Origin of the sequence: Mycolicibacterium grossiae (assembly GCF_008329645.1) — a bacterium.
GTDB classification, from domain to species: Bacteria; Actinomycetota; Actinomycetes; order Mycobacteriales; family Mycobacteriaceae; genus Mycobacterium; species Mycobacterium grossiae.
In genome coordinates this window covers 434,940-453,673 of the sequence record NZ_CP043474.1, presented here as the reverse complement: position 1 = coordinate 453,673, position 18,734 = coordinate 434,940, and the positions used below count along the sequence as shown (strand labels likewise).

20 protein-coding genes are annotated in these 18,734 nt (G+C 69.7%); 8 read left to right on the top strand and 12 right to left on the bottom strand.

Features of this window, described 5'->3' with window-relative positions; translation table 11 throughout:
• Window positions 1–21: 21 nt before the first annotated feature.
• The 9 genes from FZ046_RS02270 to FZ046_RS02230 all read right to left on the bottom strand — a co-directional run bounded on the left by FZ046_RS02270 (window position 22) and on the right by FZ046_RS02230 (window position 7,334).
• Window positions 22–858: an SDR family NAD(P)-dependent oxidoreductase gene (locus tag FZ046_RS02270; RefSeq protein WP_070353645.1), complete on the bottom strand. Its 837-nt coding sequence runs from the start codon at window positions 856–858 to the stop codon at window positions 22–24.
• Window positions 855–1,301 carry a nuclear transport factor 2 family protein gene (locus FZ046_RS02265; protein ID WP_070353644.1) on the bottom strand — a complete coding sequence of 149 codons (447 nt, stop codon included), beginning with the start codon at window positions 1,299–1,301 and terminating at the stop codon, window positions 855–857. Before FZ046_RS02265 ends, FZ046_RS02270 begins: the two co-directional genes overlap by 4 nt.
• 6 nt (window positions 1,302–1,307) lie before the next feature.
• Entirely contained in the window at window positions 1,308–2,441 is a 1,134-nt protein-coding gene (locus FZ046_RS02260) for an NDMA-dependent alcohol dehydrogenase (RefSeq protein ID WP_070353643.1), read from the bottom strand.
• 97 nt (window positions 2,442–2,538) lie between these two features.
• A complete protein-coding gene (locus FZ046_RS02255; RefSeq protein ID WP_070353642.1) occupies window positions 2,539–3,078 on the bottom strand; it encodes a nuclear transport factor 2 family protein in 540 nt (179 codons plus the stop codon).
• Window positions 3,079–3,081: 3 nt separating this feature from the next.
• On the bottom strand, window positions 3,082–3,288 hold the full coding sequence (locus FZ046_RS02250; RefSeq protein WP_070353641.1) for a ferredoxin: 207 nt from the start codon (window positions 3,286–3,288) through the stop codon (window positions 3,082–3,084).
• Window position 3,289: 1 nt separating this feature from the next.
• A complete protein-coding gene (locus FZ046_RS02245; protein WP_070353640.1) occupies window positions 3,290–4,657 on the bottom strand; it encodes a lanosterol 14-alpha demethylase in 1,368 nt (455 codons plus the stop codon).
• Window positions 4,654–5,481 carry an SDR family oxidoreductase gene (locus FZ046_RS02240; RefSeq protein ID WP_070353639.1) on the bottom strand — a complete coding sequence of 276 codons (828 nt, stop codon included), beginning with the start codon at window positions 5,479–5,481 and terminating at the stop codon, window positions 4,654–4,656. The genes FZ046_RS02245 and FZ046_RS02240 overlap by 4 nt, the downstream gene beginning before the upstream one ends.
• Window positions 5,482–5,490: 9 nt before the next feature.
• Complete coding sequence (locus FZ046_RS02235) at window positions 5,491–6,705, bottom strand: cytochrome P450 (RefSeq protein WP_070353638.1); 1,215 nt, start codon at window positions 6,703–6,705, stop codon at window positions 5,491–5,493.
• The gene (locus FZ046_RS02230) at window positions 6,702–7,334 is read right to left on the bottom strand and encodes a TetR family transcriptional regulator (protein ID WP_070353637.1); all 633 of its coding nucleotides are present in this window, start codon (window positions 7,332–7,334) and stop codon (window positions 6,702–6,704) included. The genes FZ046_RS02235 and FZ046_RS02230 overlap by 4 nt, the downstream gene beginning before the upstream one ends.
• A gap of 194 nt (window positions 7,335–7,528) precedes the next feature.
• On the opposite strand from FZ046_RS02230, the gene FZ046_RS02225 reads away from it, so the two are divergent.
• The 5 genes from FZ046_RS02225 to FZ046_RS02205 all read left to right on the top strand — a co-directional run bounded on the left by FZ046_RS02225 (window position 7,529) and on the right by FZ046_RS02205 (window position 12,431).
• Complete coding sequence (locus tag FZ046_RS02225) at window positions 7,529–8,998, top strand: aldehyde dehydrogenase (RefSeq protein WP_070353636.1); 1,470 nt, start codon at window positions 7,529–7,531, stop codon at window positions 8,996–8,998.
• Between the two features lie 28 nt (window positions 8,999–9,026).
• Window positions 9,027–9,788: an SDR family oxidoreductase gene (locus FZ046_RS02220; protein WP_070353635.1), complete on the top strand. Its 762-nt coding sequence runs from the start codon at window positions 9,027–9,029 to the stop codon at window positions 9,786–9,788.
• Window positions 9,789–9,957: 169 nt separating this feature from the next.
• Complete coding sequence (locus FZ046_RS02215) at window positions 9,958–10,767, top strand: NAD(P)-dependent oxidoreductase (RefSeq protein WP_070353676.1); 810 nt, start codon at window positions 9,958–9,960, stop codon at window positions 10,765–10,767.
• A 4-nt stretch (window positions 10,768–10,771) separates the two neighbouring features.
• Window positions 10,772–11,215 carry a carboxymuconolactone decarboxylase family protein gene (locus tag FZ046_RS02210; protein WP_070353634.1) on the top strand — a complete coding sequence of 148 codons (444 nt, stop codon included), beginning with the start codon at window positions 10,772–10,774 and terminating at the stop codon, window positions 11,213–11,215.
• The gene (locus tag FZ046_RS02205; protein WP_070353633.1) at window positions 11,205–12,431 is read left to right on the top strand and encodes a hypothetical protein; all 1,227 of its coding nucleotides are present in this window, start codon (window positions 11,205–11,207) and stop codon (window positions 12,429–12,431) included. Before FZ046_RS02210 ends, FZ046_RS02205 begins: the two co-directional genes overlap by 11 nt.
• A gap of 3 nt (window positions 12,432–12,434) precedes the next feature.
• On the opposite strand, the gene FZ046_RS02200 is transcribed toward FZ046_RS02205, so the two are convergent.
• Both FZ046_RS02200 and FZ046_RS02195 read right to left on the bottom strand, forming a co-directional pair.
• Window positions 12,435–13,052 (bottom strand): TetR/AcrR family transcriptional regulator, encoded by a 618-nt coding sequence (locus FZ046_RS02200; RefSeq protein WP_070353632.1) that lies wholly within the window; start codon window positions 13,050–13,052, stop codon window positions 12,435–12,437.
• A gap of 27 nt (window positions 13,053–13,079) precedes the next feature.
• Window positions 13,080–14,306, bottom strand: a complete 1,227-nt coding sequence (locus FZ046_RS02195; RefSeq protein ID WP_070353631.1) for a cytochrome P450 — start codon at window positions 14,304–14,306, stop codon at window positions 13,080–13,082.
• Between the two features lie 96 nt (window positions 14,307–14,402).
• On the opposite strand from FZ046_RS02195, the gene purD reads away from it, so the two are divergent.
• Window positions 14,403–15,671 (top strand): phosphoribosylamine--glycine ligase, encoded by a 1,269-nt coding sequence (purD, locus tag FZ046_RS02190; protein ID WP_070353630.1) that lies wholly within the window; start codon window positions 14,403–14,405, stop codon window positions 15,669–15,671.
• A 7-nt stretch (window positions 15,672–15,678) separates the two neighbouring features.
• Here purD and FZ046_RS02185 read toward each other — a convergent pair whose 3' ends face one another.
• Window positions 15,679–16,584, bottom strand: coding sequence for an alpha/beta hydrolase-fold protein (locus tag FZ046_RS02185; protein ID WP_070353629.1), 906 nt, complete (start codon window positions 16,582–16,584; stop codon window positions 15,679–15,681).
• 86 nt (window positions 16,585–16,670) lie between these two features.
• On the opposite strand from FZ046_RS02185, the gene FZ046_RS02180 reads away from it, so the two are divergent.
• Window positions 16,671–17,294 carry a TetR/AcrR family transcriptional regulator gene (locus tag FZ046_RS02180; RefSeq protein ID WP_070353628.1) on the top strand — a complete coding sequence of 208 codons (624 nt, stop codon included), beginning with the start codon at window positions 16,671–16,673 and terminating at the stop codon, window positions 17,292–17,294.
• 6 nt (window positions 17,295–17,300) lie between these two features.
• On the top strand, window positions 17,301–18,725 hold the full coding sequence (locus tag FZ046_RS02175; RefSeq protein ID WP_070353627.1) for an APC family permease: 1,425 nt from the start codon (window positions 17,301–17,303) through the stop codon (window positions 18,723–18,725).
• Window positions 18,726–18,734: the final 9 nt, after the last annotated feature.

Sequence of the window (18,734 nt, the reverse complement as noted above, 5' to 3'; positions counted from 1 at the left end):
AGCATGCCAGACCCGCCCACGTCAGCGACGGATGAACCCGTCGAGTTCCTCGAGGGTCCACGGCGGTTCGCCGTCGTGGCCGCGGTAGGCGAGGATCGCCGGCTGCGGCCGGTCGAAGCGGCCGACGAAATTGCCTGCGGCGATGAAGATCGCGCCGGTGACGTCGGCGGCGCGCGGGCTCGCGAGATATGCGTACGTCGGTGCCGCGTACTCCGGCGGCGCGGCGTCCAGAGCACCGGCCATGCTGACGTCGTCCAGCAGGCCACGGCGGTTCAGGTCGGCGATGTGCGCCTCGTACTCGTCGCCCGTCGACAGCCGCGTCTTGGCACCCGGGCAGACGACGTTGGCCCGCACGCCGTGCTCGCGCAGCTCCGCGGCGATCGCCAGGGTGAGGCCGTTGACGCCGCCCTTGCCCGCCGGATAGCCGGTGCCGCCGTAGTCGCCCAGGAAGGCGAAGGAGCTGGTGTTGACGATGGCGCCGCCGCCCTGGGCCACCATGTGCGGCGCCGCCGCGCGACAGGTCTCGAACGTCGTCAGCAGGTGTGCGTCGAGCAGGTCGCGGAACTGCCCGGAGGTGACGGTGAGGATCGACGAGCCGACGGGCTCCGCGGTGCCCGCGCAGTTGACCAGGGCGTCGATGCTGCCGAACTCGTCGACGCACCGCGTGATCAGTCCGTCGGCCACGTCCGGGTCGGCGGGGGATCCGGCGACGCCGATCCCACCGACCCGTTCGGCCGCCTCGTCGACGGCGCCGGCGTCGCGGCCGTTGACCACGACGCCGAAGCCCTGACGGGCGAGGAGTCCTGCGACCGCCAGGCCGACGCCGCGGGAACCGCCGACGACGACGGCGCCGGTCAGCTCCCCGCCTCGCCCGTCGACCCGAAGGTCATCGCGTCCATGTTCCAGTAGCCCCGCAGGTTGGTGATCAGCCCGGCGTCGTCGACGAGGTAGGTGAACACGCCGCGGACCGTCGCGGTGAAGCCGTTCGGAAACTCGGTGTGCAGCACCAGGATGTAGGCGATCTCCTGCGGCGAACTCGACGGGAACGTCGCCTCCCGCGTGACCGTCAGCGTGTTCGGACCGATGTTGGCGTCGTAGAACGCCGCGACGGCCTCCTTGCCGCGCACCCCGGTGCCGTCCGGGTTGGTGACGGCCTCACCGATCGGATCCTCGATGACGACGTCGTCGGCCATCAGGGCCAGCCACCCCTCGCGGTCACCGGACTGCACGCACCGCCACGACGCCTGGGAGGCGGCAACGACGGGGCTCTCGAGGACGGTGTCCGTGCTCTCCGCGGCCACGGTCGTCTACCGGTCGGCGTCGGTGTAGCGGATGACGCCGCGGATGTTCCGGCCCTCGAGCATGTCGCGGTACCCGTCGTTGAGCTGCTCGAGCCGGTACTGCCGGGTCACCATGTCGTCGAGGTTCAGCCGGCCGGCCTTGTACATCGACAGCAGCTGCGGGATGTCGTGATGCGGGTTGCCGCCGCCGAAGATGGTGCCCTGCAGGCGCTTCTGCAGCAGCGTCAGCATCGACAGGTTGAGCTTCACGTCGCTCTCGGCCATGTTGGCGACCGCGGTCGCCACCACGGTGCCGCCCTTGGCGGTGATGTTCATGTAGTGGTCGATGTCCTCGCCCTTGAGTTCACCGACGGTGACGATCGTCTTGTGCGCCATCCGGCCCTGGGTGACCTCGGCGACACCGGCCATCGCGGTGAAGATGTCGGGGTAGGCGTGCGTCGCGCCGAACTTGAGCGCGTTGTCGCGCTTGAACTCGACCGGGTCGACGGCGAAGACGTTGCGCGCGCCGGCATTCAGCGCACCCTGCAGCGCGCCCGTGCCGACGCCGCCGACACCGACGATGACCACGTCGTCGCCGGGACGCACGTCACCGCTGCGCACGGCCGAGCCGTAGCCGGTGGTGACGCCGCAGCCCACCAGGCAGGCCACCTCGAACGGGATGGACGGGTCGATCTTCACCACGGAACTCTTGTGAACGACCATGTACGGGCTGAACGTGCCGAGCAGCGTCATCGGGATGACGGGTTGGCCGTTCTTCGCCGCGTGGATGCGGTAGGTGCCGTCGGAGACCGCCGTGCCCGCGAGCAGGCCGGCGCCGAGGTCGCACAGGTTGCGCAGACCCTCCTGGCAGGCCGGACACTCGCCACACGACGGGATGAACGACAGCACGACGTGGTCGCCGGGAGCGATGTGCTCGACGCCGGGGCCGACCTCGGTGACGATGCCGGCGCCCTCGTGGCCGCCGAGCACCGGGAAGCCGGCCATCGGGATGTCCCCGGTCACCAGGTGGTGATCCGAGTGGCACATGCCGGAGGCTTCCATCTGGATCTTGACCTCGTCCTTGACGGGGTCGCCGATCTCGATCTCCTCGATCGACCATGGCTGATTGAACTCCCAGATGAGAGCGCCCTTTGTCTTCATCCGAACGTGCCTTCCGCTAGAGCCGGTGACCACAGACTAGAGGCATTAGTTAAGTGCGTCACACGCACCCCCAAGCAACTGCTTGGCCGGGAACCCGTCACCAGATCGGGACCGGGCTCTCGCCCAGGGGGTAGTAGCCGGGGAGCTTCTCGCCGGCCATGCTGCGCTCGATGCGCTTCTGCATGGTGGGCGTCAGGTCGCCGGATTCGATGAGCTTGAGGAACGCCTTCTGCACGTGCCCGAAGTCGAAGAAGTCGCGTTGCCATTCGATGAGCAGCTGGTCGTTCAGCCGGAACCAGCTGCCCCCGATGCCGTAGATCTCGTCGCGGGTGCCGTCGGACTTGTTGGCGATCTGCTTCCAGAACCCGACGATCTCGTTCTGCGCGTCGTCGATGAGCACCTTCTGGTATTCGTACACCCAGTTCTCCAGGCCCTCCATCTCCAAACCGAGTGCAACGTCGCGGATCTCGTCCTTGCCGACGCACATGACGTCTTCCTTGGGGCCGATGTTCCAGCCGTAGGTGGCCTCCGGGGTGTAGAACTCCGCCAGCGGCTTCCAATCGCCGGCCGCCTCGGCGTCCCGGTTGGCCTGCAGCCAGCGCTGCACCCAGTCCTCGAGCTGCTCGCGTGATGCCATGATTCAGTCCTCTTCCGTGATCGATAGCGCCCGGGTGGGGCACATGTCCACTGCCAGCTCCACGGCGTCGCGGAGGTCGTCGGGTGGTTCGGGATCGAGGATGTCGACGACCCCGCGCTTGGGCACCGAGAAGACGTCGGGCGCCTCCAGTTCGCACATCGCGTGCCCCTGGCAGAGGTCTGCGTCGAGTTCGACGCGGTAGCAACCCATCTCAGCCCTGGCCGTCGCCGCTGCCGCGCCTGCGGTAACGGACCTTCGCCGGCTGTGCGAGCTGCACGACCATCTTCGAGTGGTCGTTGTGGTAGCTCTCCGGAGGCTGCGCCATCTCGAACTCGTACTCGCGCAACAGGACCGAGAAGATCGCCTTGATCTGCATCTGGGCGAACGCCGCACCCACGCACCGGTGCTTGCCCGCACCGAAGGGAATCCACGTCCACCGGTTCGCCACGTCGGCCTGCTCGGGCTTCTCGTAGCGGCTCGGGGTGAAGGCGTCCGGGTCGGGGAAGTCCTCGGCGATCCGGTTGGAGATCGCCGGGGACGCGGCGACGAAGTCGCCCTTGCGGATCGGCAGGCCCTTCACCTCGAAGTCGTCCTGGGCGACGCGCATCAGGATGATGAGCGGCGGATGCAGCCGCAGCGTCTCCTTGACCACGTTGTCCAGCTTCGGGATTTGGCGCAGTGCGTGGAAGCTCACCTCCTGGCCGTCGGCGTAGAGGTCGTCGAGTTCGGCGCGCACCTCCGCGTAGGTGTCGGCGTGGCGAATCAACTCGATGAGCGTCCACGCCGACGTACCCGAGCTGGTGTGGTGGCCGGCGAACATGAGCGAGATGAACATCCCGGTCACCTCGTTCGCCGTGAAGCGGGGGGTGCCGTCCTCGCCCGTGATCGAGACCAGCACGTCGAGCAGGTCCCTGTCGGACTTGTCCTTCGGCGGGTTCGCGAGGCGGCCGTCCATGATCTCCTGGACCAGTTCGACCAGCTTGACCCGTGATTCGTCGCGGATGCGGAAGCTCTCGATGTCCAGGTAGGGGTCGACGTAGCAGAGCGGATCGGTGCCGCGCTCCAGTTGGTGGTAGTAGTGCGCGAACCGACTGTCGAGCTGCTCGCGGAACTTCAGCCCGATCAGACAGGCGGTGGAGGTGTAGATCGTGAGTTCGGAGAAGAAGTCGAGCAGCTCGATCTCGCCCTGGGGTCCCCAGTCGGCGATCATCTTCTTGACTTCGTTCTCGATGGTGGCGGCGTGGCCCTTCATCTGCTCGCCGCGCAGCGCGGTGTTGTGCAGCATCTCCGCGCGCCGCTCGGGGTCGGCGTCGAACACGACGCCCTCGCCGAAGATCGGCGTCATGAACGGGTAGGCCTCGGCCTGGTTGAGTTCATTGTCGGAGCTGCGGAAGAAGAACTCGTTGGCCTCCGCGCCGGACAGCAGGATCACGTGCTTGTCGGCGAGCTGGAACCAGCCGACGTCCCCGCACTCCTCCCGGATCCGCGTCATCAGACCGATGGGGTCGGTACGGAACTCCTCGAGGTGGCCGTGTTCCTCTTCCCCGCCGGAGACGCGGGGCACGATGGTGGCGGTCACTGGTTCGGCATCCCTTCTTCACCCAGGGCCAGTTTCTGGCGGTCGGTCGTCGTCGCCAGGGGTGCCTCGGGCTGCAGCTCCATGTTCGCGATGAAGCCGCCGCGAGGCGTCTCGGCGACGAAGGTGATGGCGCGCGCCAGATCGGCGGCGCGCAGGAAGTAGTCGTGGCGCGCCTGACCCCACTTGGCCCAATCCTCCAGCGCCGGACCGATCTTCTCCGCGGGAAGACTCCATCCCATCGACGTCTTGGTCGGCCCGGGGTGCACGATCGAGGCGCGCACGCCGGTGCCCTCGAGTTCCATCTGATAGTTGTTCACCATGGCGACCAGCGCGGCCTTGGCCGCGCCGTAGGCACCCATGTGAGGGCGCTGCCGCAGCGAGACGTCGGACCCGACGAAGATCAGGTCGCCGCGCTGCCGGTCGAGCATGCCGGGCAGCACCGCCGACGCCAGCCGGTTGGCGCCCACCAGGTGAATCTGCAACTGGGACTCGAACTCGTCGGTGGTGATCTCCGCGAGCTTGCCGAAGTACGTGTCGCCGGCGCCGGCCACCAGCACCTCGATGTCGCCGAGGGCGGCGGTGGACTGGGCGACGAACGCCTTGACCGAGTTCGGATCGGTGACGTCGAGGTGGAACCCGACGGCCTCGCCGCCGTCGGCCTGGATCTTGCCCACCAGGTCGGTGAGCTTCTCGACGCGCCGCGCCCCGAGCGCGACGGGGAATCCTCGGGATGCCAGCTCGATGGCGGTGGCCTCGCCGATACCGGACGAGGCGCCCGCGACGATCACCGGGCGGCGTTCGGGCAGGGGTGCGAAACGGGGCATGTGCGGCCTTCAGCGGGTCTGGACGGTGATGGGCAGGTGGGCGAAGCCGCGGACGTTGCTCGAGTGGACGCGGACGGCGTCGTCCTCGTTCACCTCGTATCCGCGGATGCGCGTGAACAGCTCGGCGAGCGCCACCCTGGCCTCCATGCGGGCGAGGTGTGCGCCCAGGCAGAAGTGCGCGCCGGAGCCGAAACTCATCAGCTTGGACCCGATGTCGCGGCCGATGACGTAGGCGTCGGGATCGGTGAACACCCGCTCGTCGCGATGCGCCGACCCGGGGAGGAGCAACACGACGTCGCCGTCGGGAATCGTGGTGTCGTACAACGTGAGGTCGTCCGCGACGGTGCGCGCGAGGATCTGACTGGACGTGTCGTAGCGCAGCGTCTCCTCGACCCAGGCCGGGACGAGGCCGGTGTCCGCGTACACCGGAGCCAGCTGATCGGGGTTGCGGTGACCCCAGAACGCGGCGTTGGCAAGCAGTTTGGTGGTGGTCTCGTTGCCGGCGATCACCATCAGGAACATGAAGCCGAGCACCTCGTCGTCGGTGAGACGGTCACCGTCGATCTCGGCCTCGAGCAGCGCCGTGGTCAGGTCGTCGGCGGGCGTGCGGCGCCGCTCGGCCACCATCTCCTGGTAGTAGACGATGAGGTTCAACGACGCCTCGATCGCTTCCGGCGGCACGTCGGTGACACCCTCCTCGCGGTGCATCACACCGTCCGCCCAGGCCCGCACCTGAACGCGGTCGGCCTCGGGGACGCCCATCAGTTCCGAGATGACGTCCATGGGCAGCTTCCCCGCGAACTCGTCGACGTAGTCGACCGTCGCACCGGAGGAGGCCAGCTCGAGCATCGTGTCGAGGTGCCGGACCGCGATCTCGGTGACCCGCGGCTCCAGTTCGCGGATGCGCCGTGGCGTGAAGCCCTTGGAGACCAGCGTGCGCAGCCGCAGGTGCGCTGGATCGTCCATCGCGAGGAAGCTCATGGTCTTGCTCGCGTGCGGCCCGCGCGAGGCGGGATCCAGCGAGACGCCGAACTTGTTCGACAGCGTGGTGCTGTTGCGGAACCCGGCGAGCACGTCGGCGTGGCGTGACAGCGCCCAGAAGCCGAGTTCCTCGTTGCGGTAGAGGGGAGCCTCGTCGCGCAGGCGCTGGTAGTACGGATACGGATCCTCGTGGAAGTCGTAGTCGTACGGGTCCAGCACGATGTCGGAGACCTCGAGCGTCACGTGTCTTCTCCCAGGCTCGGGTGTCGATCGTCGCCCAGGATGAGTCCTACGACGTAGGACAACCGGTCGGCGATCTGGTGGTAGGTGAAGGCGCCGCTGCCGGCGTTGACGAGCGCCCCGAAGAACGTCATCTCCAGCGCGGACACCACGCGCGGATCGGCGTCCGGGCCCACGGCCGAGCGGATGCGACGGTGGATCTCACCGCCGATGCGATCGCGGACCTTGCGGACCGTCGGGTCGGTGCCGGTGAGCAGTGCGGTGGTGCACGCGGCGGCCACCTCGGGCTCGTCGGCGACGGTCAGCGCCATGGCGCGCAGCGCCTGCTCCACCCGCACCGGCATCGGCTCGTTGACGTCGGTGAAGTACGGCACCTGCTTCATCAGGTCGAGGTAGACCTCGGCGATCAGGTGGTTCTTCGACGAGAAGTACGTGTAGGCGGTGGCCGGCGCGACCTTGGCCCGCGCGGCGACGGCACGCACGGTCAGGTCGGCGTACGACGATTCCCGCAACATCTGGATGCCCGCGGTGAGAACCTTGCGGAAGGTCTCCTCCTGACGCCGGTTGCGCGGCGTGTCGCCGGGCTCGGCACCCGCCCCACCCGTCGTCGCCATCACCGCATCGCTGGACACATGTCCAAGTTATCCGACCGCGGTCGGCACTGGCAAGCCTTCGCCGCCAAATACGTTCTGTACTGCTCGAATAACGCATCCGGAGGTGCGCGTCAGGACGGCACCCTTGCCTCCGCCCGCCGGCCGGGGCTATGGTTCGACCGGACAGGACCGGACAGTTGTCCAGCATCAGTGGACACGGTGAGGGGAAACGGATGGCACTGCTGGGCGATCGCGAGAGCCGACTGCTCGTCGACGGGAAGCTGGTCGCCGGCGCGGGCGGCACGTTCGCCACGCTGAACCCGGCCACCGAGGAGACCCTCGGCGTCGCCGCCGACGCCACGGCCGACGACATGGACGCCGCGATCGGTGCTGCGCGCCGCGCGTTCGACGACACCGGCTGGTCGACCGACACCGAACTCCGCGTGCGCTGCATCCGTCAGCTGCAGCAGGCGATGCGCGACCACGCCGACGAACTGCGGGAACTCACCATCGCCGAGGTGGGCGCACCGCGCATGCTGACCGCCGCCGCGCAGCTCGAGGGTCCGGTCGAGGACCTCAGCTTCTGCGCCGACACCGCCGAGTCCTACGCCTGGACCACCGATCTCGGCATCGCGGCGCCCATGGGCATCAAGACCCACCGCACCGTCGCCCGCGAGGCCGTCGGGGTCGTCGGTGCCATCACCCCGTGGAACTTCCCGCATCAGATCAACCTCGCCAAACTGGGTCCCGCACTCGCCGCGGGCAACACGGTCGTCCTCAAGCCGGCACCCGACACCCCCTGGGCCGCGGCCGTTCTCGGTGAGCTGGTCGTCGAGCACACCGACTTCCCCCCCGGTGTGGTCAACATCGTCACGTCCGACGACCACGCGGTCGGGGCGCTGCTGTCGAAGGACCCGCGCGTCGACATGGTGTCCTTCACCGGGTCCACCACCACCGGACGTGCCGTGATGTCCGACGGCGCCGCGACCCTCAAGAAGGTCTTCCTCGAACTCGGCGGCAAGTCCGCCTTCCTGGTGCTCGACGACGCCGACCTCGCCGGCGCCTGCTCGATGGCCGCGTTCACCGCGTCGATGCACGCCGGTCAGGGCTGCGCCATCACCACCCGGCTGGTGGTACCGCGCGAGCGCTACGACGAGGCGGTCGAGGCGGCGGCCGCGACCATGGGTGGCCTGGCCCCGGGCGACCCGACGAAGTCGAGCACCATCTGCGGCCCGGTCATCTCGGCGCGGCAGCGCGACCGCATCGAGGGCTTCCTGCGGTCCGCGGCCGACGAAGGGGGCCGGTTCGCCTGCGGCGGCGGTCGACCCGCCGACCGCGACACCGGGTTCTTCATCGAGCCCACGGTCATCGCCGGTCTCGACAACGGTGCCACGGTGGCGCGCGAGGAGATCTTCGGCCCTGTCCTCACCGTCATCGCCCACGACGGTGACGCCGACGCGGTCCGGATCGCCAACGACTCGCCCTACGGACTGTCGGGGACCGTGTTCTCCGGTGACGACGAACGGGCCGCCGCGGTGGCAGCGCGGCTGCGGGTCGGCACGGTCAACGTCAACGGCGGCGTCTGGTACTCCGCCGACATGCCGTTCGGTGGCTACAAGCAGTCCGGCATCGGCCGGGAGATGGGACTCGCCGGTTTCGAGGAGTACCTCGAGATCAAGGCGATCGCCACGGCAGCGCAGTAATCCGACCACAGCATACGAGGAGACCCAGATGGGGTTGTACGGAGACCAGTTCACGGACAAGGTCGCCATCGTCACCGGGGCCGGTGGCGGCATCGGGCAGGCCTACGCCGAGGCGCTCGCCCGTGAGGGGGCGGCGGTCGTCGTCGCCGACATCAACACCGAGGGCGCCCGCAAGGTCGCCGACGGCATCACCGGTGAGGGCGGCAACGCGCTCGCCGTGCGCGTCGACGTCAGCGACCCGGACTCGGCGAAGGACATGGCAGCCCAGGCGCTCTCGGAGTTCGGTGGCATCGACTACCTGGTGAACAACGCCGCCATCTTCGGCGGGATGAAACTCGACTTCCTCATCACCGTCGACTGGGACTACTACAAGAAGTTCATGAGCGTGAACCTCGATGGCGCGCTGGTCTGCACCCGCGCCGTCTACCGCAAGATGGCCAAGCGCGGCGGCGGGGCAATCGTCAATCAGTCGTCCACGGCGGCCTGGCTGTACTCCAACTTCTACGGCCTGGCCAAGGTCGGCATCAACGGTCTCACGCAGCAGCTCGCCACCGAACTCGGCGGCCAGAACATCCGCGTCAACGCCATCGCGCCCGGCCCCATCGACACCGAGGCCAACCGGACCACGACGCCGCAGGAGATGGTCGCCGACATCGTCAAGGGCATTCCGCTCTCGCGGATGGGCCAGCCCGAGGACCTCGTCGGCATGCTGCTGTTCCTGCTCTCGGACCAGGCGAAGTGGGTGACCGGGCAGATCTTCAACGTCGACGGCGGACAGATCATCCGATGAGCGCTCGCGCGAAGAGCATGTTCCCAATGAGCGCTCGCGCGAAGAGCATGTTCCCGATGAGCGCTCGCGCGAAGAGCATGTTCCCGATGAGCGCTCGCGCGAAGAGGATCGGACGCGGCTCGTGACGGCTCCCGAGGAGGTGCGGCTCGGCTACATCGGGCTGGGCAACATGGGCGCGCCCATGGCCAAGCGTCTGGTCTCGTGGCCCGGCGGCGTCACGGTGTTCGACGTCCGTGCCGACGCGATGACGCCGCTCGCCGAAGCCGGTGCGTCGCTCGCCGATTCGGTGGCCGACGTCGCGGCGGCCGACGTCATCAGCGTCACCGTGCTGAACGACGCCCAGGTGCGCGACGTGGTCGCCGAGCTGGCGAGCCACGCCAAACCCGGCACGGTGATCGCGATCCACTCGACCATCAGCCCCGAGACGGCGGTCGAACTCGCCGACGAACTGCGGCCCCGCGACGTGCACGTCATCGACGCCCCGGTCTCCGGCGGCGGTGCGGCCGCCGACAAGGGCGAGCTGGCGGTCATGGTCGGCGCCGACCGCGAGGTGTACGAGCGCATCAAGCCGGTCTTCAAGCAGTGGGCGTCGCTGGTCATCCACGCCGGCGAGCCGGGGGCCGGCACGCGCATGAAGATCGCGCGCAACATGCTGACCTTCGTGTCCTTCACCGCGGCGTGCGAGGCGATGCGACTCGCCGAGGCGTCCGGGCTGAGCCTGCAGGCGCTCGGTCGGGTGGTGCGGCACAGCGACGCGCAGAGCGGCGGCCCGGGCTCCATCATCGTGCGCGAGGACATGGCGCCGCTGCCTGCCGACCACTGGCTCTACGGCGCGTTCACCCACACCCGCGGGCTGGGAGAGAAGGACCTGAGCCTCGCGCTGGCCCTGGGTGAACGGACCGGCGTGGACCTGCCGCTCGCCGAGATCGCCTACCGCAACCTGGCCGCCGGTCTCGGCGTCCCGCACGAGAGGGAGTGAGCGCATGGACGAACGACGCCGCCGTGGCCTCGAGAAGATGAACGAGGTGTACGGCTGGGAGATGCCGAACATCGAGGGCGACCCGTACTTCGACCTCACCGTCGACCACCTGTTCGGCGAGATCTGGACCAAGCCGGGCCTGTCGATGCGCGAGAAACGGCTGATGACGCTGTCGGTGGTGACGGCGCTGGGCCTGCAGGACCTGGGCGAGGTGCAGGTCAACGCGGCGCTGCTCAACGAGGAGTTCACCGAGGACGAGCTGAAGGAGGTCGCGATCTTCCTGACCCAGTACGTCGGCTTCCCGCTCGGCTGCGGGTTGAACGGCACGGTCTCGAAGGTGGCGGCCAAGCGGCGCAAGGCCGCCGAGAAGGGGCTCGCCGAGGACCGCAAGGCCAACGTCAGCGCCGCGGTCAAGATGAACACGGGGTCGGCCCTCGATGATGAGTAGGTATGCCGCGCTGTCCCGCGCGGACCTCGCCACGCTGGTCCCGGAGTTGCTGCTGATCGGCCAGCTCATCGACCGCGCCGGAATGGCGTGGTGCATCTCGGAATTCGGCCGCGAGGAGATGCTCCAGATCGCCATCGAGGAGTGGGCGGGATCCAGCCCGCTCTACACCAGGCGGATGCAGCGCGCGTTGCGCTACGAGGGCGTCGACGTCGTCACGATCTTCAAGGGACTGCAGCTCGACATCGGTGCCCCACCGCAGTTCATGGACTTCCGCTACACCGTCCACGACCGGTGGCACGGCGAGTTCCACCTCGACCACTGCGGCGCGCTACTCGACGTCGAGCCGATGGGCGAGGACTACGTGCGCGGCATGTGCCACGACATCGAGGATCCCACCTTCGACGCGACCGCGCTGGCGACCAACCGGCGCTGCCAGGTCCGCCCGATCCACCGTCCGCCCCGCCTGCCGGCGGACCGTCACCCGCACTGCGCGTGGACGGTCGTCATCGACGACTCCCACCCCGAGGTGGACTTCATCCCGCAGCTCGACGTGGTGGGCGCCAGCCGCGCGTACCACACCGAGCTGGACCCCATCGATCCCGACGACGAGGGCCTCGCCGACTATTCCGGGCCGCTGCTGTCGGACGTCGACTTCGGCGCGTTCTCCCACTCGGCCCTGGTCCGCATCGCCGACGAGGTGTGCCTGCAGATGCACCTGCTGGTGCTGTCGTTCACCCTGGCGGTCCGGCAGCGCGCCAACGGCGATGCGGCACTGGAGGAGTCGATCCGCTACCGCGCGCTGACGGGCATCGCCGGCGTGGCCGCCGAGCGCATCCACCGCGCGCTGCGCCTGCCCGGCGGCACGGCCGGTGCCCTGCGCGTCCTCGAGCTGCACCCGCTGCTGAACCCGGCCGCCTACGTGGCGGTGGACGTCGACGCCGACGTGCTGCACGTGCGCCCGTCTCCCGCCCACGAGGACGGTGCCTGGATCTCGTTGTGCTCGCCGGTCGCCGACCGCCCGATCCAGGCGATCGTCGCCGCCGTCGACCCGCACCTGCGCGCCGAACTCGCCGGGACGCAGGCGGATTGGACGGTGCGGGTCGTCGAGACCGACACCGCGGCCAAGGAGTTCTCCGAGGTCGCCGTGTGCAAGGTGTCCCGCGGCGCGTCGTGGGAGTTCGGCGACCGGACCTCGCTGCCGTTGACCGTCGTCTGAGGCTCAGGCCGTCGCGGTATCGCTCGACCGCGGCACCACCGACCCGGCCACCCACCGGCGCATGTAGTCGCGCAGCGCCTGGCCGGTGCGCGGCGGACGGCCCGGGTCGATGACGAACGACTGGATGGTGCGCAGCAGGTGCTCGGCCAGCTCGTCGAGGTCGCGGTCGGTGAAGCCGAGGCCGGCCCAGTCGACGTCGAAGCGGCGGACCATGGCGTTGGCGAAGCGGTGCGCCACGTCGGACGTCACTCCCTCGGTGTGCGCGTCGGCGCGGCCCGGCACCACCAGCAGGCCGATGTGCTTGTCCTTCGGTAGCCATTCCAGCGCCGTCGCGATGGCCTCGGTCACGGCGTCGACGGGGTCGTGGATGCCGCGCAGGTGGTCGGCCACCCGCTCGAGGAAGTCGTCGGCGGCGCGGACGGCGGCGGCCACCAGCAGCGCCTCGGTGCTGGGGAAGTACCGGTAGACGGTCTGCCGGGTGACCCCCAGCGTGCGGGCCACGTCGGCGATCGAGATCTCCGCGCCGCGCTCGTCGACGGCCTTGCCGGCGGCGGCCAGGATGCGGGCGACCGCCTCCTCGTCGCTCGCCGGGGCCGAGCCCGACCAGCCGTGGGTGCGCATGCGCGCATGCTACGCGGCGCCCGGCGCTCAGCCGTGGTAGGAGACCGCCAAGTCCTTGACGCCGTTGATCCAGCCCGACCGCAGCCGCTGCGGCTCGGCGAGCTTGGCGATGTCGGGAAGCTGGGTGGCGATCTCGTCGAAGATCAACCGGATCTCCATGCGGGCGAGGTTGGCGCCGATGCAGAAGTGCGCGCCGTTGCCGCCGAAGGCCAGATGTGGGTTGGGGTTTCGGAGGATGTCGAAGTCGAACGGGCGCGTGAAGACGTCCTCGTCGAAGTTCGCCGAGCTGTAGAAGAGGCCGACGCGCTGTCCTTCGCGGACCGTCACGCCCCCGATCTCGACGTCGGTCAGCGCCGTCCGCTGAAAGCAGTGCACGGGCGTGGCCCACCGGATGATCTCGTCGACCGCCGTCGCCGGCCGGTCCCGCTTGTAGCGCTCCCATTGCTCGGGGTGGTCGAAGAACGCGTTCATGCCGTGCGTCATCGCGTTGCGGGTCGTCTCGTTGCCCGCGACGGCCAGCAGGATGACGAAGAAGGCGAACTCCACCTCGCCCATCGCCTCGCCGTCGACGTCGGCTTCGATGAGCCGGGTGACGATGTCGTCGGCGGGATGGCGGCGGCGTTCCTCGGCCATCGCGTAGGCGTAGCCCATGAGTTCGGCGTTCGCCGTGGTCGGATCGGAGTCGAAGTCGGGATCGTCGGTGTTCATGATGCTGTTGGTCCAGCCGAAGAGCTTCTGCCGGTCGGCCTCGGGGACGCCGATGAGGTCGGCGATCGCCTGCAGCGGGAGGTTGGTCGCGATGTCGTCGACGAAGTTGCCGCTGTCCTTCTCGGCGGCGGCCGCGACGATGCTGCGGGCGGCGACGGCCAGCTTCTCCTCCAGCGTCTGCACTGCACGCGGGGTGAACAGCCGCGAGACGATCTTGCGCAACCGGGTGTGCTCGGGGGCGTCGTGGTTGATCAGCAGCGCCTTGGTCAGCTCGAGCTGCTCACCGGTGACGCCGTCGGGCAGGCGCATCACCGCGCCCTTGCGGTTGGTGGACCACAGCTCGCCGTTGCGGGAGATCGACTTGACGTCCTCGTGCTTGGTGATGACCCAGTAACCGCCGTCGTCGAAGATCGATTCGCCCTGGGCGTTCCACCACACCGGCGCCGTCCGGCGCAGGGCGGCGAACTCGTCGACGGGGATGCCCTCGAGAAGGACGTCGGGATCGGTGAAGTCGTAACCCGGGGGCAGGAGCGGGCTGGTCGTCATGGTGACCCTTCGTGTGACGTGCGGCACTTTCCACCCCCGACCATACACCTATCCGCAACGTGTATGGCCGCACGGCGGGGGCTAGGGTGGTGCTCCGTGCACGTCCTCGTCATCGGATCCGGTGCCCGCGAACACGCCCTGCTGCTGGCGCTGCGGCGCGACCCCGGGGTCACCGGCCTGTCGGTCGGACCGGGCAATGCCGGCACGGCGACGGTCGCCGACCAGTACGACGTCGACATCACCTCCGCGGAAGCCGTCGTCGCGCTCGCCGAGAAGGTGGGCGCCGACCTCGTCGTCATCGGTCCCGAGGTGCCCCTCGTGCTGGGCGTCGCCGACGCCGTGCGCGCTGCGGGCATCGCCTGCTTCGGCCCCACCCGGGACGCCGCGCGGATCGAGGGCTCCAAGGCCTTCGCCAAGGACGTGATGGACGCAGCAGGCGTGCGCACCGCGCGCAGCGAGATCGTGGACAACCCCGCGCATCTCGACGCGGCGCTGAACCGGTTCGGGCCGCCGTCGGGGGACCGCGCCTGGGTGGTCAAGGACGACGGCCTCGCGGCGGGCAAGGGCGTCGTCGTCACCTCCGACCGCGACGTCGCCCGGGCGCACGCCGCAGGCCTGCTCGACGCGGGGCACCCGGTGCTGCTCGAGTCGTTCCTCGACGGCCCCGAGGTCAGCCTGTTCTGCGTGGTCGACGGCGAGACCGTCGTCCCGCTGGTGCCGGCGCAGGACTTCAAGCGCGTCGGCGACGGCGACACCGGTCCCAACACCGGCGGCATGGGCGCCTACGCGCCGCTACCGTGGCTGCCCGACGAGGCGGTCGGCCGCATCGTCGACGAGGTCGTCGCCCCCGTCGCCGCCGAACTCGTCGCGCGCGGCAATCCGTTCTCCGGCCTGCTCTACGCCGGCCTCGCGATGACCTCGGCCGGACCGGCCGTCGTCGAGTTCAACTGCCGATTCGGCGACCCGGAGACCCAGGCAGTGCTCGCGCTGCTCGACAGCCCGCTCGGCGGGCTGCTGCACGCCGCCGCGACCGGCACGCTCGCCGACCTGCCGCCGCTCGCGTGGCAGCCGGGCGCCGCCGTCACGGTCGTGCTGGCGGCCGAGAACTATCCCGGCCGGCCGCGCGTCGGCGACGCGATCACCGGCGCCGAGGCCGAGGGCGTGCTGCACGCGGGCACGGCCCGCCGCGACGACGGAGCGATCGTCTCCTCCGGCGGTCGCGTGCTGTCGGTCGTCGGCACGGGGGCGGATCTCGCCGCCGCGCGCGACGCCGCGTACGCGCTGATCGGCTCGATCCGGTTGCCCGGCGCGCACTTTCGCACCGATATCGGCCTGGCCGCAGCCGAGGGCCGCGTCGGCGCCTAGCGGTTGCTCAGGCCACCAGCAGCGGTGCCAGCCATTCGATCTCGGCGGGCAGTTGGGCGTTCCAGAACGCACTGTCGTGCCCGCCGGGGGAGAACCCGCCCGCCGGAGGTGCGGGCAGCTGCGCGATGAACTGGCGCGTCGCCGAGGCGAACGGATCGGAGGTGCCGCAGTCGATCCGGATCGGCACCGAGGCCAGGCCGGGCAGACCCCACACGCTGTTGGCGGCGAAGTCCTCGGCGCCGTCGAACGCGCCCGGCGCCGTCGCTCCGGCCGACGTCCACAGTGCGGGGCTCATCGCGCAGATCGCCGCGGTGCGCGCCGGGCCCAGCCGGCCGCCGAGCAGCAGGGCGCCGTAACCGCCCATGGACCACCCGAGGAAGCCGACGCGCGAGGTGTCGAGCCCCTCGCCGGCGAGCATCGGCAACAGTTCGTCGAGCACCATCGCACCGGCGTCCTCGCCCGAGGCGCGGCGATGCCAGTAGCTGCCGCCGCCGTCGACGGCGACCACCGCGAACGGCGGGAGCCCGGCCGCCACCGCCTGGGCGAGCCCCTGTTCCACGCCGCCCGCCATGACGGTGGCGGCGTCACTGCCCTTGCCGTGCAGCGCGATGACGGGCCGCAGCGGAGTGGTCTGGCCCGGCGGGCGGGCGATGGCCCAGTTGGTCTGCACGCCACCGCGCGCCGCTGACGTGAACGACCCCGTGACGTAGGTCGGGGCGGGCGTCGCGGCGGGCGCCGGCGGCGGGGGCGGGGCCAGCGGTGCACCGACCCCCGTCATCGACACCGGCGGCGCTGGAACCGTCGGCCGGGTCGGCACGGTGGTGATCGCGTAGGCGCCCGCCGCGCCCAGCGCCGCACCCATGCCCAGGCGCAGGACGGCGCGACGGCTCAGCTCGGACACGACGGCCATCATGCCAAGCCGCGGCGCCGAAATCGAATCACCGGACCGCACCTGATGATTGGCCGAAAGCCTCATGTCCGGTGCCGGTGACTGGCAGCATGCAAGGCGTGACGGCAGCGGTCACCCCCAAGGGTGAGAGGCGACGGTACGCGCTCGTCAGCGCGGCCGCCGACCTGCTGTGCGAGGGCGGCTTCGACGCCGTCCGGCACCGTGCCGTGGCGCGTCGCGCCGGCCTGCCGCTGGCCTCGACGACGTACTACTTCTCGTCGCTCGACGACCTCATCGCCAAGGCCGTCGAACACGTCGGCAGCCGCGAGGCCGAGAAGCTCACGCACCGCGTCGCCGCGCTGTCCCGGCGTCGGCGTGGCGCCGAGTCGACCGCCGACGTCCTCGTCGACCTGCTCGTCGGCGACGGGCTCGGGAGCTCGGACTCCGAGGAACTCATCTCGCGCTACGAGCGGTACGTGGCGTGCGCGCGCCATCCCGGGCTGCGCGACGTCCAGCGCCGCATGATGAAGCAACGCGCCGACGCCGTCGTCGAGGTGGTCGAGCGGTCCGGCCGCGCGGTGCGCGAGGACCTGGTGACCGCACTCGTCTGCGCCGTCGACGGCGCCGTAGTAGCGTCCCTGGTCGGCGTCGGGGACGGCCCCCGCGCGACGGCACGGGCGACGCTGATCGAGGTGATCGACGTGCTCGCGCCGTTCGACACCGCCGGAGTGTGAGGTGCCATGAGCGAGTCCACCACCGTCACCGAGCAGCCACAGCTCAAGCGGGTCATGGGGCCCGGGCTGCTGCTGCTGTTCGTCGTGGGCGACATCCTCGGCACCGGCGTCTACGCGCTGACCGGTCAGGTGGCCGGGGAAGTCGGTGGGGCGGCGTGGCTTCCGTTCCTGGTGGCGTTCCTCATCGCGACCGTCACCGCGTTCTCCTACCTCGAACTGGTGACCAAGTACCCCCAGGCGGCGGGCGCTGCGCTGTACGCGCACAAGGCGTTCGGCATCCACTTCTTCACCTTCATCGTGGCGTTCGTGGTGATGTGCTCGGGCATCACGTCGGCCTCCACGGCGTCGCAGGCCTTCGCGTCGAACTTCCTCAAGGGCTTCGACCTCGGTGAGGAGAAGCTCGCCGTCGCGGCCATCGCGCTGGCCTTCATGGCCGTGCTGGCCGCCATCAACTTCCGCGGCGTCAGCGAGAGCGTGAAGCTCAACGTGGTGCTGACCATCGTCGAGATCACCGGTCTGGGCGTGGTGATCCTCGTCGGCCTGTGGGCCTTCACCCAGGGCGGCGACTTCGACCTCTCCCGCACGATGGTGTTCGAGAGCGAGGACGAGCGCAGTACGTTCGTCGCCGTCACCGCGGCGACGTCGCTGGCGTTCTTCGCGATGGTCGGCTTCGAGGACTCGGCGAACATGGCCGAGGAGACCAAGGACCCGGTGCGCACCTTCCCGCGAGTCCTGTTGAGCGGGTTGGGCATTGCCGGTGTCGTCTACGTGCTGGTGTCGATCATCGCGGTGGCCCTGGTTCCGCTCGACGCGCTGCAGGCCAGTTCGACGCCGCTGGTCGACGTCGTCGAGGCCGCCGCGCCGGGGCTGCCGATCGACGAGATCTTCCCGTTCATCACGATGTTCGCGGTGTCCAACACCGCGCTGATCAACATGCTGATGGCCAGCCGGCTCATCTACGGCATGGCCCGCCAGCACGTGCTGCCGCCGGTGCTGGGCGCCGTGCACCGCACCCGGCGGACGCCCTGGGTGGCGATCCTGTTCACCACGGTGATCGCCTTCGGGCTGATCCTGTACGTGTCGGCCTTCGCCAGCAAGTCCGCGGTGTCGGTGCTCGGCGGCACCACGTCACTGCTGCTGCTCATGGTGTTCACCGTGGTCAACATCGCCGTGCTGGTGCTGCGGCGCGACGTGCGCGCGACCGGCGGGCACTTCCGCACGCCGACCGTGCTCCCGGTGCTCGGCGCACTGGCCTCGGCGTACCTGGTGCTGCCGTTCTCCGGTCGCCCGGCGTCGCAGTACCTGTTGGCGGGCGCGCTGATCATCGTCGGCGTCGTGCTGTACGGCATCACCGCGCTGATCAACCGGCAGTTGGGCATCCGCGGGCAGCACATCACCGACCCGACGCATCTCGGCGAGGGGCCCGGCTAGCCCGTCGTA